At 77.6% G+C, this 18,679-nt stretch carries 9 protein-coding genes; 7 read left to right on the forward strand and 2 right to left on the reverse strand.

The annotated features are described in order from the left end of the window. Positions 1-28: 28 nt before the first annotated feature. The 3 genes from DSM112329_RS24145 (at position 29) to DSM112329_RS24155 (ending at position 2,177) form a co-directional block, all read left to right on the forward strand. Complete coding sequence (locus DSM112329_RS24145) at positions 29-421, forward strand: hypothetical protein (RefSeq protein ID WP_354699118.1); 393 nt, start codon at positions 29-31, stop codon at positions 419-421. Beyond that, the gene (locus DSM112329_RS24150) at positions 418-1,284 is read left to right on the forward strand and encodes a PHP domain-containing protein (protein WP_354699119.1); all 867 of its coding nucleotides are present in this window, start codon (positions 418-420) and stop codon (positions 1,282-1,284) included. Before DSM112329_RS24145 ends, DSM112329_RS24150 begins: the two co-directional genes overlap by 4 nt. Positions 1,285-1,352: 68 nt before the next feature. Next, positions 1,353-2,177, forward strand: a complete 825-nt coding sequence (locus DSM112329_RS24155) for an undecaprenyl-diphosphate phosphatase (RefSeq protein ID WP_354699120.1) — start codon at positions 1,353-1,355, stop codon at positions 2,175-2,177. Here the strand turns inward: DSM112329_RS24155 and DSM112329_RS24160 are convergent, their stop codons facing one another. After that, the gene (locus DSM112329_RS24160) at positions 2,178-3,302 is read right to left on the reverse strand and encodes a hypothetical protein (protein WP_354699121.1); all 1,125 of its coding nucleotides are present in this window, start codon (positions 3,300-3,302) and stop codon (positions 2,178-2,180) included. It abuts the gene before it with no gap. A 115-nt stretch (positions 3,303-3,417) separates the two neighbouring features. Between DSM112329_RS24160 and tmk the strand changes: the two genes are divergently transcribed. Beyond that, positions 3,418-4,050 (forward strand): dTMP kinase, encoded by a 633-nt coding sequence (gene tmk / locus DSM112329_RS24165; RefSeq protein WP_354699122.1) that lies wholly within the window; start codon positions 3,418-3,420, stop codon positions 4,048-4,050. Between the two features lie 126 nt (positions 4,051-4,176). Beyond that, positions 4,177-13,884 (forward strand): hypothetical protein, encoded by a 9,708-nt coding sequence (locus DSM112329_RS24170; RefSeq protein ID WP_354699123.1) that lies wholly within the window; start codon positions 4,177-4,179, stop codon positions 13,882-13,884. 57 nt (positions 13,885-13,941) lie between these two features. On the opposite strand, the gene DSM112329_RS24175 is transcribed toward DSM112329_RS24170, so the two are convergent. Further along, positions 13,942-16,356, reverse strand: a complete 2,415-nt coding sequence (locus tag DSM112329_RS24175; RefSeq protein WP_354699124.1) for an O-antigen ligase family protein — start codon at positions 16,354-16,356, stop codon at positions 13,942-13,944. 64 nt (positions 16,357-16,420) lie between these two features. Here DSM112329_RS24175 and DSM112329_RS24180 point away from each other — a divergent pair, with 64 nt between their 5' ends. Together DSM112329_RS24180 and DSM112329_RS24185 are read left to right on the forward strand one after the other, a co-directional pair. Beyond that, positions 16,421-17,143: a hypothetical protein gene (locus DSM112329_RS24180; protein WP_354699125.1), complete on the forward strand. Its 723-nt coding sequence runs from the start codon at positions 16,421-16,423 to the stop codon at positions 17,141-17,143. Next, complete coding sequence (locus DSM112329_RS24185) at positions 17,140-18,603, forward strand: DHA2 family efflux MFS transporter permease subunit (protein ID WP_354699126.1); 1,464 nt, start codon at positions 17,140-17,142, stop codon at positions 18,601-18,603. The genes DSM112329_RS24180 and DSM112329_RS24185 overlap by 4 nt, the downstream gene beginning before the upstream one ends. Positions 18,604-18,679: the final 76 nt, after the last annotated feature.

Below are 18,679 nucleotides of genomic sequence, written 5' to 3' on the forward strand. Positions count from 1 at the left end.
GGCTGGCGGCGCGGGTACGCTCGACACGATGGACGCCCACCTCAAGGCTCTCGCCGACATCTCGATGGCACTGTCGGCTGCGGAGGAGTTCCTCGACGAGTCCGCCCACCTGAACGCGCGCGACCAGCTCGATGCGGCCTCGGAGGGCCTCACGGCGCTGCGCGACCAGTGGCCGCAGATGAGCGCGGCCGAGCGCACGGTCGTGGGCCGCACGGCGGCTCCGCTGCGTGACCGCCTGGACGCCGGCCGGGCGCGGCTGCCCAAGCTGACCGCGCTGACCGAGGTCGCGCCGGAGCCCGGCGAGGGCGACGACGACGACGGCGGGCCCGTCCCGGGTGACGACGGCTCGGGGGGTGAGGTCCGGGCGTTCCGCCTCGTGGCCGCCCCCGACCGCGAGCCCGAGCCGCCCGCTGCCGCATGATCCCCTTCGATCTGCAGTCCCACTCGACCGTCAGCGACGGTGAGCTCGCTCCGCGCGACCTGGTCGCCGCGGCCGCGGCCGCCGGCGTGGAGCGTCTCGCCCTGACGGATCACGATGCGGTCGACGGCATCGACGACGCCATGGCCGCCGGCCTGCACCACGGCGTCGCCGTCGTCCCGGCGCTCGAGCTCAGCGTCCTCGACGAGCGTCGCGGCGACCTGCACCTCTGCGGCTACCTGATCGACCACCGCCACGCGGAGCTGACGCAGACCCTGCTCGCCTGCCGGGCCGACCGCGCGTCGCGCGCCGATCAGATGGCCGACGCGCTCGAGGCGTGCGGCCTGCACGTGGACCGCTCACCGCTGCACGCGCGCGGCCGGGCCGGGGCCGCGGTCGGCCGTCCGCACCTGGCGGCAGCCGTCCTGGCGCATCCGGCGAACGCCGCGCGACTGGAGGCCGAGGGCCTGTTCGACACCGGCGCCGTCCTGGAGGCGTACCTGATCCCGGGCCGCCCCGCCTTCGTGCACCGGCCGGCACCGACCATGGCCGAGGGCATCGCGCTGATCCACGAGACGGGCGGGCTGGCGGTCTGGGCGCACCCGTACTGGGACCTGGACACGGACGAGGAGGTCCGTGGCTCGATCGACCGGTTCGCCGCGATGGGGCTCGACGGGGTCGAGGCGTTCTACACGACCCACACCGAGGCCCAGACGCGGGTCGCGGTCGCGCAGTGCGAGGCGCGCGGGCTCCTGACCACCGGCTCGGCGGACTTCCACGGTCCCCACCACCCGCGGTTCCACACGTTCGGCGCGTTCTCGACGTACGACCTGGAGCCGAACCTGGGGCCGATCGCCGACGCCTGAGCGGCGCGGTGGACGTTGTGGCGGCCGGGTGGCGCAGGCAAGGCGTTCACTAACCTCCGCCGCGCACAATGGACCCCTTCCAAGCAATCCTCCTCGGGATCGTCCAGGGACTCACCGAGTTCCTGCCGATCTCCTCGACCGGCCACCTGCGCATCATCCCCGCCTTCTTCGGCTGGGAGGACCCGGGCGCGGCGTTCACCGCCGTCACCCAGCTCGGCACGGTGCTGGCGATCCTCATCTACTTCCGCCAGGACCTCTGGCGGATCGTGACGGCGACCTCGAAGTCGGTGCGCGGGGAGCGCTGGCGGTCGGCCGACCTGGACGCCAAGATCGGCTGGTACATCATCATCGGCACGATCCCGATCGGGATCTGCGGCCTCGCGTTCCGCAGCGTGATCGAGGACGGCGCCCGCTCGCTGTACGTCATCGGCATCGCCCTGATCGTCTTCTCCTTCGTGATCCTCCGGGCCGAGGCGGCGGGCAAGCAGGAGCGCAAGATCGAGGACATCACCGCCCGCGACGGCCTGATGATCGGCGTCTTCCAGGCGATCGCGCTCATCCCGGGCGTGAGCCGGTCGGGCGCGACGATCTCCGGCGGCCTGCTGCTGGGCTTCAACCGCGCCGACGCCGCGCGCTACTCGTTCCTCCTCAGCATCCCGGCGGTCGTCCTGTCCGGGCTGCTGCAGCTGAAGGATATCGGCGACGACTCCGGCGCGAACGCGGGCGTGGCGCCGACCGTCATCGCGACGGTCCTGGCGTTCGCGGTCGGCTACGCGACGATCGAGTTCATGCTGCGGTTCGTCACGCGCCACTCGATCGGCGTCTTCTGCGGCTACCGCGTGGCGATGGGCGCGCTGGTGCTGCTGCTGGTGGGGACGGGCGTCATCGCCTGATCACCGGGTGGCGACGGCCCGTTCCAGGCGGAAGGCCAAGGCCTCCACCGCGAGGTCCTCGGTCGCATTCACTTCGCGCAGGGCGAAGCGCGTCTCGTCGACGAGGTCGACCCCGGCCCGCAGGCCGTGGGCGTTGGCGAATCCCGCCGCGTCCTGCGCGACGGCGTCCGCCCGGTCGCTGTGGTGGACCAGCTCGGGGGCGCCGTCGACGGTGACGGCGACGTCGCGCAGCCACAGGCCGACCAGGCCCAGGGCCTGGTCCAGCGCCTGGATCCGCGCCCGCCGCTGGGCGCGCTTGCCGGTGTCGGTCGCCTCGCGCTTGGCCCGCGCCTGCTCCTTGACCGGCAGGAACGGCAGGTCGGCGGCGAGGCGGTCCTCGACGGCCTTCAGCGCGCCCTCGCCGTGGGCGCCGGCCCGCTCGAGCAGCGCGGTCCACGGGCGGCCGGCCAGGTCCTGCGCGATGCAGGCGCGAGCGAGTCGCTCGGCGCCGGCGCGCAGGGCGGGCCCTTCCCCCAGCGCCAGCATCAGCGCGCGCTCGCCGTCCCCCAGCGCAAGGCGCGCGCACGCCTCGGCCTGGTCCGGCGGGACGCGGGAGGCGAGGCGATCCGCGAGCTTCTGAACGGTCGGCGCCTCGAAGCGGACGGCCTGGCAGCGGCTGCGGATCGTCGGCAGGACCTCGCCGATGCGGTCCGTCAGCAGGATCAGGTGGGCGAAGGACGGCGGCTCCTCGAGCGTCTTGAGCATCCGGTTCGCGGCCGCGTCGTTCATGGTGTGCGCGCCCTCGATGACGAAGACGCGGCGGCGCGACTCGAACGGGGTGTGGGTGGACGCAGCGACGACGGCCTCGTCGATGTCCGCCTTCACCAGGACGTTGGCGCCGCTCGGGACGACCCAGGTGAGGTCCGGATGGACGCCCTCGATCGCGCGCCGCGCGGCGTTCGCGGCGTCCTGCGCGCCGTCCGCCAGTAGCGCGGCGGCGAACTGGCGGGCGGCGTCCCGCTTGCCCGCCCCGGCCGGGCCGTGGAAGAGGTACGCGTGCGACGGGTTGCCCGCCGGCGGGACGGCGGCGTCGAGGACGGCGCGGGCGTGGGGGTGGTCCTCGGTGGCGGGCAGGAGCGCGGGCACGGTCCGCGAGGGTAGTGGAGCGCGGCGCCGGATCGGCCGCGGCGCCGGTCACCGGCGCGGGCGGCGAGGCTGTGCGGTCCCCGGGGGCATCCGTCCCGTGTGGCAGGCTGCCGCGGTGACGCGCGGACGGCTCATCACCATCGAAGGCCTCGACGGCGCCGGCAAGAGCACGCTCGCGACGGGCCTGCTGGCCGCGCTGCGGGACGCCGGGGTCGACGCGGAGCTCCTGCGGGAGCCGGGCGGCGTCGTCCTCTCCGAGCGCATCCGCACGCTGGTGAAGGACCCGTCGCTCACGGTCTGCGCGCCGGCGGAGGCGCTCTTGTACGCCGCGGCCCGGGCGCAGCTGGTCAGCGAGCGGCTCGTCCCCCTGCTGGAGGCGGGCCGCTGGGTGCTGCTCGACCGCTTCGTCGACTCCTCCCTGGCCTACCAGGGCGCGGGCCGGGGCATGGGGATCCCGGCGGTCGCGGCGATCAACGCCCTGGCGACCGGAGGCCTGGAGGCCGACCGCACGCTGCTGCTGCGCCTGGATCCCGCGGTCGGCCGGGCGCGGCAGGCGGAGCGCGGCGAGGCCCCGGATCGCCTGGAGCAGGAGGCGGGCGGCTTCTTCGATCTGATCGCCGCTGCCTACGACGAGCTCGCGGCAGCCGCACCGGCGCGCTTCCGGGTCCTCGACGCGACCGGCACGCCGGAGGCGGTCCTGGCCGCTGCTGTCACGGCCGTGACCGATCTGCTCCCGGCGGCGTCCTGATCCGCTGCGGGCAGTGGCGATGCGCTCGTGCTGCGCGGCTCCGAGCCGCGGCTGAGCGCCCGCGGGTCGCCGTAAGATGCAGGCGCTGCACGCCAGGATGACCTCTTCCACGCGCAACACGAGCCGGTGAGCTCCCGCCAGCCCACCTTCGCGGTCGAGCTCTTCGAGCGCGTCGACGCGTCCCCCGGCACGGTCCTGCTGCGCCTGCAGGGCACGTGGCGGGCCCCGCAGCGCGAGCGCCTGCCGTCCCCCGTCCTGCTGCTGGACGACGGACGCCGGACGAAGCGACTGCCACCCCTCCCCGGTCCCGACGACGCGTCCCCGCTGGCCACCCCGGAGGGCACGACGTGGCGCGCGGCGTTCCGCGTCTCGGCCGACCTGCTGGGGCCGCGCGTGGCGTTCGCGCTCGACGGCGGCGACGAGGTCCTGGTCGACCTGCCGCCGCCGGAGCGTCGTGCCGCGCCCGTGCGGGGAGCGCCGGCGGCGGAGCCGGGGGCCGGTCCGGAGGCCGCGGACGTCGTCGTCGCGGGCGACGGCCCGGCGGTCGTGGAGCTGCGCCGGGCAATGGCTGCCGAGCGCCGCCGGCGGCAGGAGGCCGAGAAGGTCGCGGTCGAGCGCCGGGACGCGCTGCGCCGGCTGGAGGCGCGGCTGGCCGAGGAACGTCGTGCGCGGGCCGAGGCGGAGGCGCGCGTGGACGCGGAGCGTCGGGCGCGCGCCGACCTGGAGACCCAGGCCCAGGAGCAGGCGAGCGAGCGCGAGCAGGCGGGCGGTTACCTCGCGTCACTCGAGGCGCACGTCGCCGAGCTCATGAAGGACCAGCGGACCGCGGTGGACACGGCGCAGCGTGCCGCCAAGGAGACCGACGCCGCGCGGGCGGAGCTGGCCCAGGCCCACGCGCTCGAGCGGGACCTGAAGTCGGCCCTGCGTCAGGCGCGGATCGACCGCGAGAACGCGGTGGTCGCCACCCGGGAGGAGCTCGGGGCGAAGCTGTCGAGCTTCCGCGAGCAGGCGCGAGCGGAGGCGCAGGGACTCGTCGAGCGGGCCGCCGCGGAAGTCGACGCGGCGCGCTCCGCTGCAGCCGCCGAGGCCGACGCGGCCGCGCGGGCCGAGCTCACCGGCGCCGTGCAGGCCGCGGACGAGGCACGCGCGGTGGCGGAGGTCGCCGCGGCACGTGCCCGCGAGGACGCTGCCGCGGCGCGGGCTGCGGCCGACACCGCGCAGTCCGGGGCGCAGGAGAGCGCGCGCGCCGCCGAGGCCGCGGCGCTCGAGCAGGCAGCGGCCGAGGCGGCGGCGCAGGACGCCGCTGCCCGCAGCGCGGCCGCCGTCGCCGGCGCCGAGCAGGACCGCGAGCGCGCCGCCGCCGAGCTCGCCGCCGCACAGGCACAGGCACAAGCCGCCGAGCAGGCCGCACGGGATGCCGCCGCGCAGGCCGAGGCACGAGCCGCGTCTGCCGAAGCTGACCGCGTGCAGGCTCAGGCCGCTGCCGAGGACGCCCTGGCGGAGGCCCGGCAGGCGTCGGCGCGCGCCGCCGCTGCGGAGGCCGGCGCCGCTGCTGCGGTGGCCGCAGCGGAGGAGGCGCTGGCCCAGGGCGAAGCCGAGCGCGACGCTGCCCGTGCCGAGGCCGAAGGGGACCGCGCTGAAGCGGCGCAGGCCGCTGCTCGCGTCGCCGACGCCGAGGCCCGCGCCGCTGCTGCGGCAGCGGACGCCGCGGCGGCCCGCGACGCTGCCGAGGCGGCGCAGGCGCGAAGCACCGAGCTCGAGGGCGACGCGCTGACCGCGCTGGCCGCGCAGGCGGCGGCCGAGGACGAGGCGACCCGGACGCAGGCCGGGCTCGCGGTCGCGGTCGAGGCGCGCGAGACGGCCATGGCGGCCGCCACTGCCGCGGGCGCCGAGGCCGAGCAGGCGGTCACGGCGGCGCGGGCCGAGGCCGAGCGGGCGGTCGCCGCGGCGCAGGCTGAGGCGGAGGAGTCGGTCGCGGCGGCGCGGGTGGAATCCGAGCAGGCGGTCGCGGCGGCGCAGGCTCACGCCGAGGAGTCCATCGCGGCGGCGCGGGCCGAGGCCCAGACGCTCGCCGACTCGGTGCAGGACCGCGCGGCCGCCGCGGTCGACGAAGCCGAGCAGCGCCGAGCGGCTGCCGAAGCCGCGGCCGCTGCTGCGGTGGACGAGGCCGAGCAGAAGGGAGCCGCGGCGCAGTCCGCCGTCGACGCCGCGGTCGCTGAAGCGGAGCGTCGCGTCGCGGCCGCCGACGCTGCCGCTCGACAGGCCGCCGAGGCCGCCAAGGCGAGCGCCGAGAAGGCCGCTGCCGCCGAGGAGGAGGCCGCGACGGCGGCCCGCCGGGCGACGGCCGCCGAGGCGTGGGCCGATAAGAGCGACCGCACCGCGTCTGAGCGCGTGACGGGCGCCGAGCAGACGGCACGAGCGGCAATCGAGGCGGCGGACGCGCGCGTGCTCCGCGCGCAGGAGGACGCGCGCCGTGCGGTGGCCGACGCCGAGGCGCGGGCCGCCGAAATCGGCGAGGCGGCCGCGCGCGCGGAGCGCGATGCGCAGGCGGCGGTTGCCGCCGCAGAGGCTGCGGCCGGCGCGGCACAGGCCGATCTGACCGCCGCGGTCGAAGCGGCGCAGCGCGAGGCCGCGGCCGCGGTCGAGGCAGCGATCAGTGACTCGGCGGCCGCCATCGAGGCGGCGCGGGCCGGCTCAAGGGAAACCGTCGAGGCGGCGCGGGCGGAGGCCGCGGCAGCAGTCGCCGCGGCCCAGCGCGATGCGGCAGCCGCCGTCGACGCTGCGCACACCGAGGCCGCGGCCGCGACGGCAGCCGCCCAGCGCGACGCGGAGGCTGCGATCGCGGCGGCGCAGGCCGAGGCGTCGGAGGCACGCCGCGACGCCGAGGGCGCGTCCCTCACCATCCGCGCCGAGGCCGAGACAGCGATCGACGACGCTCGCGCGGAGGGCGCAGCAGCGGTCGACGCGTCCCGCGCTCAGGCGGCGGAGGCGCTGAACGCCGCACAGGCGGAGGCGGAGGCGGCAGTGGCCGCGGCGCGGAAGGAGGCGGACGACGCTGTCGCGGCGGTGCGGGCCGAGGCCGACGCCGCCACGGCCGCAGCGGTCGCCGCCGCCCGGGCTGAAGCCACCGCGGCCCGCGAGGTGGCTCGGGAGCGCGCCGACCGGGAGCTCGCCGACGCCCGGGCCGCCCTCGCGTCTGCACGCGACGAGGCTGCCGCGTCCGCCGAGGCCGTCGCCGCGGCCCGGACGGAGGCCGAGGGGACCGTCGCCGCAGCCCGAGCAGTCGCAGAGGCGCAGATCGCGACCGCACGTGCCGAGGCGGACGACCGCACCTCGGCCGTCGAGGCCGAGGCCCAGGCGAAGCTCGAGTCCGTCGAGGCCGCCGCCGAGGCCACGGTCCGTGCCGCCCGCGAACAGGGCGCCGAGGCGATCGACGCTGCGCGAGCAGACGCGCTCGCAGCGCGCAGCGAAGCCGACGCCGCGCAGCAGGCGGCAGCGTCGGCCATCGCCGCCGCGGAGCGTCAGCAGGCCGAGCACGAGGCCGAGCGGCGTGAGATCGCCGCGACCGTCGACCGCGCCCGGGAGGAGACCGAGGCGGCGCGGGCCGAGCTGGCCGCCGCCGAGCGCGAGGCCGCAGCTGCCGTCGATGCCGCGCAGGCAGCAGCGGACGCGGCGCGAGCTGAGGCCGCCGCCACGGCGGAGGTCGTCGAGGCCGACGCCGCCGCCTCGGTCCGCGCGGCCCTCAGCGTCGCCGCGAACAAGGTCCAGGAGGCGCGCCGCGAGGCGACCGCCGCCGTCGACGCCGCCCACGCGGATGCGGCTGCAGCAGTCGACCGTGCTCGCGCCGAGGCCGCCGGCGCCGCAGAGGCAGAGATCGAGGCAGCACGGGCGGCCGAGCGGGAGCAGGCCCAGTCCCAGCTGGACGCCGCCCTGACGGCGGAGCGCGAGCAGTCCCGGGTCAAGCTGGACACCGCGTTGAGCGCCGAGCGTGAGCAGGGCCAGGTCACGCTGGACGCCGCCCGCGCTGACGCCGACGCCGCTGTCCAGGCGGCCGAGGCCGCAGCCGCCGCCGCGAGCCAGGACCTCCAACAGGTGCAGGCGCAGGCGGCGGCCGCCCTGGAGCAGGCACGGGCGGAGAGCGCTCAGGAGCTGGCGGATGCCGCGGCCGCCGTCGAAGCAGCGCGCGCCGAGCAGGCACGCGCCGCCTCCGCCCACGAACAGCTGCGGGTCGAGCACGCCCAGGCGCAAGCGCAGACCGCTGCCGCACTCGTGGCGGCGCAGGCCGAGCACGACGAAGTCCAGGCACAGGCCGCCGCCGCACTGGAAGAGGCACGGGCCGAACACGCCCGGGCCCAGGCACAGGCCGCCGCCGCGCTGGACGAGGCACGGGCCGAGGCGGCCGCGCTCGCCGACCGCGCCCGCACCGAAGCCACCGCGGTCGAGTCGGCAGAGGCCGACGCCGCCGCAGCCCGCGCCGAGCTCGACGCCGCCCGCGCCGACGCGGCACGCGCGGCGGACGAGGCGCAGGCCGCGGTCGAGCGGGCACGGGCCGACGCCGCCACGGCAGTCGCGAGTGCGCAGGCGGAGGCGAGCGCGGCGGTCGACAGCGCGCGTGCCGAAGCGAACGCCGCGGTCGCCGGCGCCCAGGCCGAGGCCACCGCGGCTGTCGACGCCGCGAACGCCCGGACCGCATCGGTCCGGGCGGACCTTGACGCCGCCCTCGCCGACGCTGACGCGATCGCGGCGCAGGCCCGGACGGACGCCGACGCCGCCATCGAGGCGATCCGCACCGAGGCGCTCCAACAGGCCGAGCGAGCCCGCACGGACGCCGATGCTGCCATCCAAGCGGTCCGCGGCGAGGCGCGCGAACAGGCCGACCAGGCTCGCGACGCGGCCGACGCCGCCGCCGAAGCCGCCCGCACCGAGGCGCTCCAACAGGCCGAGCAGGCTCGCGTGGAAGCAGACGCGGCCATCGAGGCCGCCCGCGCCGAGGCACTCCGGCAAGCCGATCAGGCTCGCGAAGAAGCGGATGCGGCCATCGAGGCCGCCCGCGCCGAGGCACGCCGGCAGGCCGACCAGGCCCGCGCGGAGGCCGACGCCGCCGTCGAGACGGCGCAAGCTGAGAGCGCAGCCGTGCGCGCGGAGCTCGACCTGGCCCGTGACGAGGCGGCACGTTCCGCCGAGGCAGCGACGACCGCGGCCGCCGCGGCCGCCCAGCAGGCCCAGGACGACGCGGCCGCGATGGACGCCGGCCGTGAGGAGCTCGCACGGGTCCGTGCCGAAGCGGACGCGGCCATCGAGGCCGCCCGCACCGAGGCGGCCCGTGCGGTCGAGGCGGTCCACGCCGACGCAGCTACGGCCGCCGCCGCAGCGCGGGCGGCCGCCGATGAGGCGCTCGCGTCCGCGCGCAGCGAGGCCGAGGCCGAGCTCGGCGCCGCCCGCGCCGACGCGGTGCAGCGGATCGAGGCCGCCGATGCCGCCATTCGGGCCGAAGCGGCCCGGCGTCTCGACGCCGTCGAAGCCACGATTCGGGCCGACGCAGCCCAGCGCATCGACGCCGCCGAAACGGCCGCCGAAGCCGCGGTCGCTGCCGCCCGGTCGGAGGCTGCCGCCGCTGTTGCGCAGGCCGTCGCCGACGCGGAAGCAGCCGCTGCCGCAGCAGCGGCAGAGTCCGAGCAGGTCCGGTCCGAGGCGACGGCCGCACTCGAAGCGGCGCGGACCGATGCCGCCGAGGCGCAGCGCAGCGCGGCTGACGCGGCCGAGCGAGCGCAGGCCGAGGCCGCCACGGCGCTCGCGGCGGCCCGCAGCGAGGCAGAGGCCGCGGTGGAGGCCGTGCGCGCCGCAGCAGCGACCGAGCTCGACGAAGCCCGGCAGGAAGCGGCCGCTGCAGTCGCCGCCGCCGAGGAGGACGCGTCCACGCGTGTCGCCGCCGCCGAGGCCGTCGCGGCCGACCTCACCGCGCGTCTCGCCGCGACCGAGGACGACACGTCCACGCGCCTCGCCGCCGCTGAAGCCGACGCCGCCGGCCGCATCGCGGACGCCGAGGCCCGCGCGAGTGCCGCGGCGGACGCGGCCCGCGCCGCCGCCGACACCGCTGTCAGCGAGGCGCGCGCCGAGGCGCAGGACGCGCTCGTCCTGGCCGAGCAGGCCCAGCAGCACGCCGCCGTCGCCGAGGCCAGGGCGGACGCCGAGGCGGACCGCGCCGAGCAGGCCGAGGCGCAGGCCGCCGCCGCAGCCGCTGTGGCGACCGCCGCCCAGGAGGACCGCTCCGCGACGGAGGCCCGCGCGCTGACCGCGGTGGCCGCGGCCGAGGAACGGGTCGGTACCGCGGAGGCACTGGCCGCCGAGGCCCAGGCGCAGGCGGCAAAGGCCACCGACCAGGTCGCTGCCGGCGTCGCCGAGGCCGAGATGCTCCTCGAGGCGCTCGCCGCGGCCGAGCGCGGCGCCGCGGAGGCAGCGACGGCGGCTGCGGCCGAGCTCAACACGGTGCGGACGGCCGCGCGTGCCGCAGCCGACCAGGCGATCGCGGACCGCGAGGCGGCCGTCGCCGGCGTCCGCGAGCGGGCCCAGCGGGCCCTGTCCGAACGCGACGCCGCGGTGGCTGACGCCAAGCGCGAGGCCGAGTTCGCCGCCGAGCATGCCCGCGACCGCGCCCTCGCCGAAGCGAAGGCCGAACGCGACGAGCTCGTCGCCGCGCACCAGCGGCAGACCAGCCAGCGCCTCGCCGACAAGGACGCGGCCCTCGCCGCGGCGCACGCCGAGCACCTCGACGCAGCCGACTCGGCGATTGCAGCACTCGCTGCCGTTGCTGCGGAGCGCGACGCCGACCGTGCCGCGGCGGCGGACGCCGCCGCGGAAGCCGCCGCCGCCCTCGCCCGGGAGCAGCAAGCCACCGCTGAGGCCGCCGCCGCGCGGGACGCGGTCGCCGAGCAGCTCGCTGCGGCCGAGCTGCGCATCGAGCAGACCGTGGGCGCGCTCGCCGCCGCGCAGCAGTCCGCCGCCCGCGAGGCCGACGCGCGAGCGGTCGTCACCGGCGAGCGGGACGAGGCCGTCGCCACCGTGCAGGACCTGCAGGAGCGGGTCGGTGCGCTGCGGTCGCAGGTTCGCGGGCTCGAGGGCAGCGTCCAGCTGTCGAGCGGCGAAGCCGCCGCTCGCGCCGAGCTCGAGGAGCGCCTTGCGGCGGAGGGACGCCGGCGGCTCGAGCTCGAGCGCGAGGCCGCCGAGCTCCCGACGCTCCGTGCGGCGCTCCAGGAGCACGCGGGTGTCCGCCGCGCCGCCGAGGCCCGCACCGACGAGCTGGCAGCGGCACTCGCGGAGGCGCGCACCGCCCTGGCCGAGGCGGTCGGGCGCGCGGACGCGCTCGAGAACGACACGTCCGCGGCGGTCGACCAGCACCGCGCGGCGAGCGACGACGCCGAGGCGCAGATCGCCGCCCTCACCGCCGAGCTGGCCGCGGCCCGCGCGGCGGCCGAGGTCGCCGCCGCCACGGAGGCATCCCGGTCCGACGAGCTCGCCGCGCTGAGCGCCGAGCTTGCTGCGGCACGCGAAGCCGCGCAGCAGGAGGCGTCGGGGCACACCGACGCCGCCGAGCAGCGCGCGATCGCGCTCGCGGCCGCCGACGAGCGCGCCACCGAGCTGGACGCCGTGCGCGCGGAGCTCGCCGCGACGCAGGAAGAGCTCGCTGCCGCCCGGCGCGAGGCGGAGGACGCCGGCGGCCGTCATGACGACGAGGCCGCCGCGCGAACGACCGCCGAGCAGCAGGCGGCGGAGCTCGCGGAGGAGCACGCCACCACCGCCGCTCTCCTGGCCGACGCCCGCGAGGACCAGCGCGTGCTCGAGGACCAGCTCCGGGTCCTCGCCGAGGACCGCGACGCCGCGGCGGCCCGCGGCGTCGAGCTGGAGGCCGAGCTCGCCGCCCTCCGCGGCGCGGTCGAGACGTCCACGTCGGGGCGCGACGATCTCGACGCACGGGTGGCCGAGCTGCGGACCGAGCTCGACGCGACGACCGAGGCTCGCGCTGCGGCCGAGGCCGCGCTGGCCGACGAGCACGAGCAGCGGACCCAGGTCGAGGCCGCGCTGACCGTTGCGCAGGAGCAGCGGACCCGGGCCGAGGCTGCCGCCGCCGAGCACGAGCGACTGCGCACCGAGGCGGAGATCGACCACGACCTCGCCATCGACGATGCCGAACGGGCCGAACAGCAGGCCGAGCGCCTGGAAGCCGCTCGCGCCGCCGCGGTGGCCGACGCCGAGGAGGCACGCGAGCGGCTCGCGGCGGCCGAGTCCGCTGCCGAGGCCGCCGCCGCGACAGCCGCCGCCGCGGAAGCGCGCGCGGTCGCGGCCGAGGCGAGCACGCTCGAGCTCGCGGCCCGTGCCGAGGACGCCGAGGGCCGCGCCGCCGACGCCCTGCGGGCCCTCGCCGCCCACGAGGCATCGGGCCGGCAGCACAGCGCCCTCGCCCAAGACGCCCATGCAGCACGCGCTGCGGCCGAGACCGAGTCGCAGGACGCCGGCGCGGCCCGCGCAGCCGCCGAGGACGAGGCGCGCGAGGCCGACAGCGCAAGGACCGCCGCTGAGGCGGACGCGCGCACTGCCGACGCGGCGCGCGTCGCCGCCGAAGCCGAGACCGAGCAAGCCGAAGCCGCACGCCTCGCCGCCGAAACCGAGACCGAGCAAGCCGAAGCCGCACGCCTCGCCGCCGAAGCCGAGACCCAGCAAGCCGAAGCCGCACGCCTCGCCGCCGAAGCCGACGCCGAGCAGGCCGCAGAGGCACGCCTTGCCGCCGAGGCCGAGACCGAGCAGGCCGAGGCAGCGCGCCGCGCGGCGGAGGCCGAGACCGAGCAGGCCGAAGCAGCGCGCCGCGTCGCGGAGGCGGAGCTGCGCGAGGCCGACGCCGCGCGAGCCGCTGCGGAAGCCGACGCCCGTGAGGCGGACGCCGCCCGCGCGGCCGCCGAGGCCCGCGCCCGGGAGCTGACGACGGCCAGGGCCGCCGCGGACGCCCACGCCCGGGAGGCGGACGCGGCGCGGGTCGCAGCCGAGGCGGAGGCGCGCGAGGCCGACGCCGCCCGCGCCGCCGCCGAGGAGCAGGCGCTGCAGCTAGACGCGGCGGCGACGGCGGCCGAGGCGGCGCTGGCCGAGGCGCAGGCGCGCGCCCGCGCCGCGGAGTCGGTGGGTGCCCGCGCGCAGGACGACGCGGCCGTCGAGTCCGAGGCGGCCGCTCGCGCCGCCACCGAAGCTGCAGCCGCCGAGGCCCGCGCGCACGCCGCCGAGGTCGCGCTCAGCACGGCCCGAGCGAGCGCCAGCGGCGACCTCGACGCCCTCGCGGAGGTGCAGGCCGCCGCGGCCGCCGAGGCCGCCGCCGCAGAGGCGCGCGCCGCCGACGCGGAAGCCGCCCTGGCCGAGGCACTCGCGCGGAGTCAGGACCAGGTCCACGCGGCGGAGGCGGCGCTCACGGAGGCCCGGGCGCACGCGGCCGATCAGTCCCGGGCAGCGGAGGCCGCGCACGCGCGCGCCGACGACGAGGCCGCCCACGCCGCCGAGGCCTGGGCCCACGCCGAGCACCACCGCGAGGAGGCCGAGGCCTACCGGCGCGCCGCGGCCGAGGGGCTCGACCCGGACGACGTCCAGCTCGCCCCGGCGCCGGTCCGGCTGACCAAGCGCACTGCGGCGCTCGACGGCCCGCGATCGCGGAGCGCGACGGTCCCCCAGCCGGCCCCGGGCCGCGCCGTCGCCGGCCGGGCCCTCACCGAACGCCTGATCGGCGTGGCCCTGCTGCTGATGGCGATCACCGCCGGTGTCGCGCTCGTGCTCGGCCTCGTGAAGATCGCCACGGCCTGAGCTGCCCCGGCGACACGACGGGCCCGCGACACCCGCAGGGCGCTGCCCGCCGGCGGTCTAGGGAGTCGTCGGCGCGGCCGGGGCCGTCGTTCCCGGCGTCGCCTCGCCAGGCGTCGTCGTCCCCGGGGTCGTCGTCCCCGGAGTCACCCCCGGAGTCACCCCCGGAGTCGTCGTCCCCGGCGGCGGGGAACCCGTCACGCTGCCCGGCGGCGTGGACCCCGGGTCGGTGCCCGGGGCCCCGGCGATGGGGGACGCGGGGTCCGGGGTGACCGTCCCCGTCGCGGCCGCGGGCGCCGGCGTCGCCGCCGACCCGGCCGCGGCCGGGAGCGGCGTGCCCGTCGCCGTCGCGCTCTCACCCGGAGGCGTCGCGAAGGAGATTGCGCGCGCCGCGAGCGTGCGCAGGAAGGGGTTGTGCGGGTCGAGCTCGAGCGCGCGCGCGGTCGCGTCGATGAAGCCCTGCCGGTCGGCCAGTGGCAGGGCAAGGGCCGCGAGCGCGTTCCAGGCCCGCGAGCTGTCGGGCTGCCGGCCGACCGCCTCGAGCAGGTCCTCGCGCGCCTCGAGGTCGCGGCCGCGGCGCTGCGCGATCGTCGCGGACACGAGCAGCGGCTCGATGCTGACGGGATCCAGACGCGCGGCCAGGTCGGCCTTCGCCGCCGCGCTGCGCAGCTGGTCGTCGGTCACGGCGTCCTGCCCGATGGCCGCCTGGGCAGCGTCGGACTTGCTCGCCGACCACGCCGGCAGGATGGCGGACGTGGCGTAGGCGAACAGCGCGATCGTCACCGCGACCACCCCGGCGACGGTCGCCGGCCGCAGCCGCCCCTCCCGCTCGGGGTCGACGAACACGACCACCCGCGGCGGCCCCGGCGCGGCGGCGGCCCCCAGCCCCGGACCGGGACCGGGCCCGGGACCGGACCCCGGCGCATCACCCGACCGCGTCACCCCCGCGACCGCCCCGAGCAGCAGCAGCGCCGGCAGCGTCACGCCCGGGATGTCCCAGTCCCACTCGAACAGCCCGTGGACGACCCACGCGATCGCCGCCGCCAGCAGCGCGACGCCGAGCTCGCGCTCGCGGCCGTCCGGCAGTGCACGGACCCGTGCCACCGCTGCGAAGAAGAGCGCGCCCAGCCCGCCGTACGCCAGCAGCAGCCCGATCAGCCCGGTCTCGGCCAGGAACTGCAGCGGCACCGAGTGTGGCTGCGACACCGCGATCGTGTTCGGGCGGTAGAAGAGGTGCGTCGTGCGGAACGACCCGGCGCCGTAGCCCCCGAGCGGCTTGTCGGACCACGCCCCCAGCGCCTCGTTCCACCAGATCCAGCGGTTGCCGGACGTCGTGGTGGTCAGCCGCGACGGGTCGGTCTGCTTGTCCGCGGTCGGGATGGTGAAGTCGCGGACCACCTGGTGCACGTTCCCGGGTAGGCCGCGCGTGCCCGCCGTCGCCCCCAGGACGCCGAGCAGGACGACCGCGGACAGGGCGACCACGATCAGCCGTCCCACCGTGGCGGTCCGTGCGGCCGGCCACCGCAGCCGGTCCTCGTGCCGCAGCAGCGCCGCGACCACCGCGATCACGATGACCGCGACGAGCGCCGTCAGCGCGAGCAGCTGGCGCCCGTCGTGGATCCGGGTCCCGAGCGGGATGCCGCTGGTCGACAGGCCGTCCTTCGTCAGCGCGAGCGCGAGCGGACCGGCGGCGGCCAGCGCGGCGACGACCGCCGCGACGAGCGTCGCCAGCCGATCGCGTCCCAGCACCGCGAGCACGACGAGCGACACGGCCACGGCCACGATCGCCCCGCGGGAGTAGGTCATCCCGATGTCGATGATCAGGACGTAGATCGCCAGGACCGCCCCGATGCGCGCCGCACGGCCGCGGGTGACGTCACCCGCGATCCGCAGCGCGACCGGGATGCCCATCGCGAGCAGCAGCCCGAGCGCGTTCCAGTAGTCCAGCGGGGACTGCAGCCGGCTCAGGGTCCCAGCCTGGTTGAAGTCGACCCCCAGCAGGTTGACGCCCGGGATCGTCTTGATGCCGAGGCCGTAGAGCGCGACGACCACGACCAGCCCCAGGAAGCCGACAGCGAGCCGCTCGAGCGCGCGCGGCAGGTTCGCAGCGACGACGAACCCGAGCCCGGCCATCAGCGCGTACGCGACCGCGCGGTTGACCTCGGTCCACGTGCTGCTCGGGGCGACCGACCACAGCATCGTCAGCGCGCTCCAGACCGCGAAGGCCAGCAGGAGCAGCAGCCCGACGCGGGCCGAGCGCAGCCCGTCCGCCCGCAGTGCCGTCCGCCCCCCGACAGCCAGCGCGCCGACCGTCGGCAGCGCCAGCACGGCGAGCGCGAGCTGGACGCGGGTCTCGCTGGGCGTGTCGGTCGCGCCGTGCGCGAAGACGGCGTACGTCGTCGTGATCAGCAGCGCTACGAGCAGGCCGAAGGGCGCTCGCGATGCGGTGAGCCCGGCCGGCCGGTGGGGGCCCACGGACGTTGGCAGGGAACCGGAGTGAGCCATCGAACTGGGGGCGACGCTAGCATTGACCGGGCTGATGCGCCCCCACCGCAGCCTGTCCCTCGCCGTTCTCTGCACGCTCCTGGTCGCCCTCGGCGTCCCGGCGGGCGCGCAGGCGGCAAGCGTATTCGAGCAGGTGTCGACGAACCTGATCAACAAGGGCGCGATCGAGCCGTGCAAGTTCACCTCGGCGGAGCTCACCAAGGCGAAGAACTCGGTGCCGCCGAACCTCGAGCAGTACGCACCGGACTTCAAGGACGCGGTCGACGCCGCGCTGAAGCAGCGCGCACAGGGCGTCTGCGACAAGAAGGCCGCCGGCACCAAGAAGAACACGGACACCGGCGCGGCCGTCGCGCCGACGACGGGTGGCGGCACGACCGGCGCGGCGCCCGCCGGCAACACCCCGGCGCAGGGCACTGCGGCGCCCACGACGAGCACCGCCGCCCCGACGACCCAGGCCGCCGTGACGCCCACGCCGCAGCCGGCGCCGTCCGTCACCCCCGCCCCTGTCGTCGCCGACGGCGCGATCCTCGCCGCCGCCCGCAACACCAGCTCCGACAGCGACCTGCCCGCGCCGTTCGTCGCGCTCGCCCTGCTTGCCGCCCTCGCGGCCCTTGCCGCCCTCGCCGTCTTCTCCACCCGCTGGCTCGCCTTCGAGCCGCGCTGGGTCGTGCGCTCGCGCCACGCCACCGCGGAGGCCGGGTGGCGGACGTCCGCCGCCTGGGCCGAGTTCCGCGACTGGCTGCGCCTCGGCCGGTGACCTCACGCCCGGGGCGGGTCGGCCCGGGCTACCTCATCCTGGCGGTCGTCACCGCCGCACAGATTTTGTCGACGGCGACGTCGCTCGTCGTTGCGGTGGCGGTCCCGCCGATCGGACGCGACCTGGGCGCGCACGGCACCGAGCTGCAGTGGGTGATCGACGCGTTCGTCCTGGTGCTCGCGTCGCTGCTGATCGCGGGCGGCGCCGCGGGCGACCGGTTCGGCCGCAAGGACGCGTTCCTCGCCGGCCTCGGCTGCTTCGCGCTCGGGTCCCTGGCCTGTGCGGTCGCGCCGTCGATCGAGTGGCTGCTGGCCGGCCGGGTGGTGCAGGCGCTCGGACCTGTCCTCGTCCTCCCCGCCTCGCTGGCGATCGTGTCCGAGACGTTCCCGGACCCGCGCGCACGCGCCCAGGCCATCGGCCTCTGGGGCGCCGGCTCGGGGATCGGCCTTGCGTCCGGGCCGACGTTCGGCGGCGCGATCGTGGACGCGGTCGGCTGGCGCGGGGTCTTCGCCGTCAACGTGCCGATCCTCGCCGTGCTCGCGGTGGTGGGGTGGCGGACGATCCCCCGCACACGGCCCGCCCCGCCCGAGCACCCGTTCGATGCGCGCGGCGCGGCGCTGCTGACGGCGGGGCTGGCGGGACTGACGTTCGTGATCATCGAGGGCCGCCAGGCGGGCTGGACCTCCGCGGGGATCCTGATCGCCGGGACGGTGGCCGTGGGGGCCCTCGCGGCCTTCGCGGTGGTCGAGCGCCGCCACGTCGCGCCGATGGTCGACCCCGCCGTGCTGCGCAGCCGGGCGTTCGTCGTCGCGAACCTCAGCGGCGCCACGGTCTTCTTCGCGTTCACCGGCATCGTCGTGTTCATGGCGTCGTTCCTGCAGCAGGTGCAGGGCGAGGGGCCGGGGACGACGGGACTGCACCTGCTGCCGTTCGGTGCTGCCGTCGCACTGTGCGCCCCGGTCGCGGGGCGGCTGACCGGCCGGCTCGGGCCGCGCACGCCGATCCTGATCGGCCTGGGGCTCGCCTGCGCGGCGACCGTCGTGCTGCGCCTGAGGCTGGACGTCGACCTCGCCCGCGGCAGCCTCTGGTGGACGTTCGCGCTGCTCGGCGCGGGGGTCGGCCTCGCCCTGCCGCCGATGACGGTCACGGCGATCACCACGGTCGACCGCGCGCGGACGGGGATGGCGTCGGCGGTCCACAACGCGAGCCGGCAGCTCGGGCAGGCGCTCGGCGTCGCGGTCATCGGGGCGATCGTCCTGGCCCAGGCGGGCACCGCGGGCGACGGCGGCCGGCGCCTCACCGGCGCCGACGCCGCGGCGTGGACCAGCGGCCTGCACACGGCGCTGGCGGTCTGCGCCGCGCTGCTCGCAGCAGCGCTCGTGGGCGCGGCCGCGGTCCTTCCCCGCGGCCTGGCGGCGGCGCCTCCCGGTGCCCCTGCGAACGTCGCCCCGACCGGCTGAGACGCCGCCGCGGGCCCTATCCTGGATGGCACCGATCTGACGTCGCGGAAATGGGTTTCTGCCCACGTTGCGGGAA

This window comes from Paraconexibacter sp. AEG42_29 (assembly GCF_040581415.1).
Taxonomy (GTDB): domain Bacteria; phylum Actinomycetota; class Thermoleophilia; order Solirubrobacterales; family Solirubrobacteraceae; genus Paraconexibacter.

Bases quoted from the DNA above. Each gene is read 5' to 3' on its own strand.
- DSM112329_RS24145 (WP_354699118.1), top strand. From the start codon at position 29: ATGGACGCCCACCTCAAGGCTCTCGCCGACATCTCGATGGCACTGTCG.
- DSM112329_RS24150 (WP_354699119.1), top strand. From the start codon at position 418: ATGATCCCCTTCGATCTGCAGTCCCACTCGACCGTCAGCGACGGTGAG.
- DSM112329_RS24155 (WP_354699120.1), top strand. From the start codon at position 1,353: ATGGACCCCTTCCAAGCAATCCTCCTCGGGATCGTCCAGGGACTCACC.
- DSM112329_RS24180 (WP_354699125.1), top strand. From the start codon at position 16,421: ATGCGCCCCCACCGCAGCCTGTCCCTCGCCGTTCTCTGCACGCTCCTG.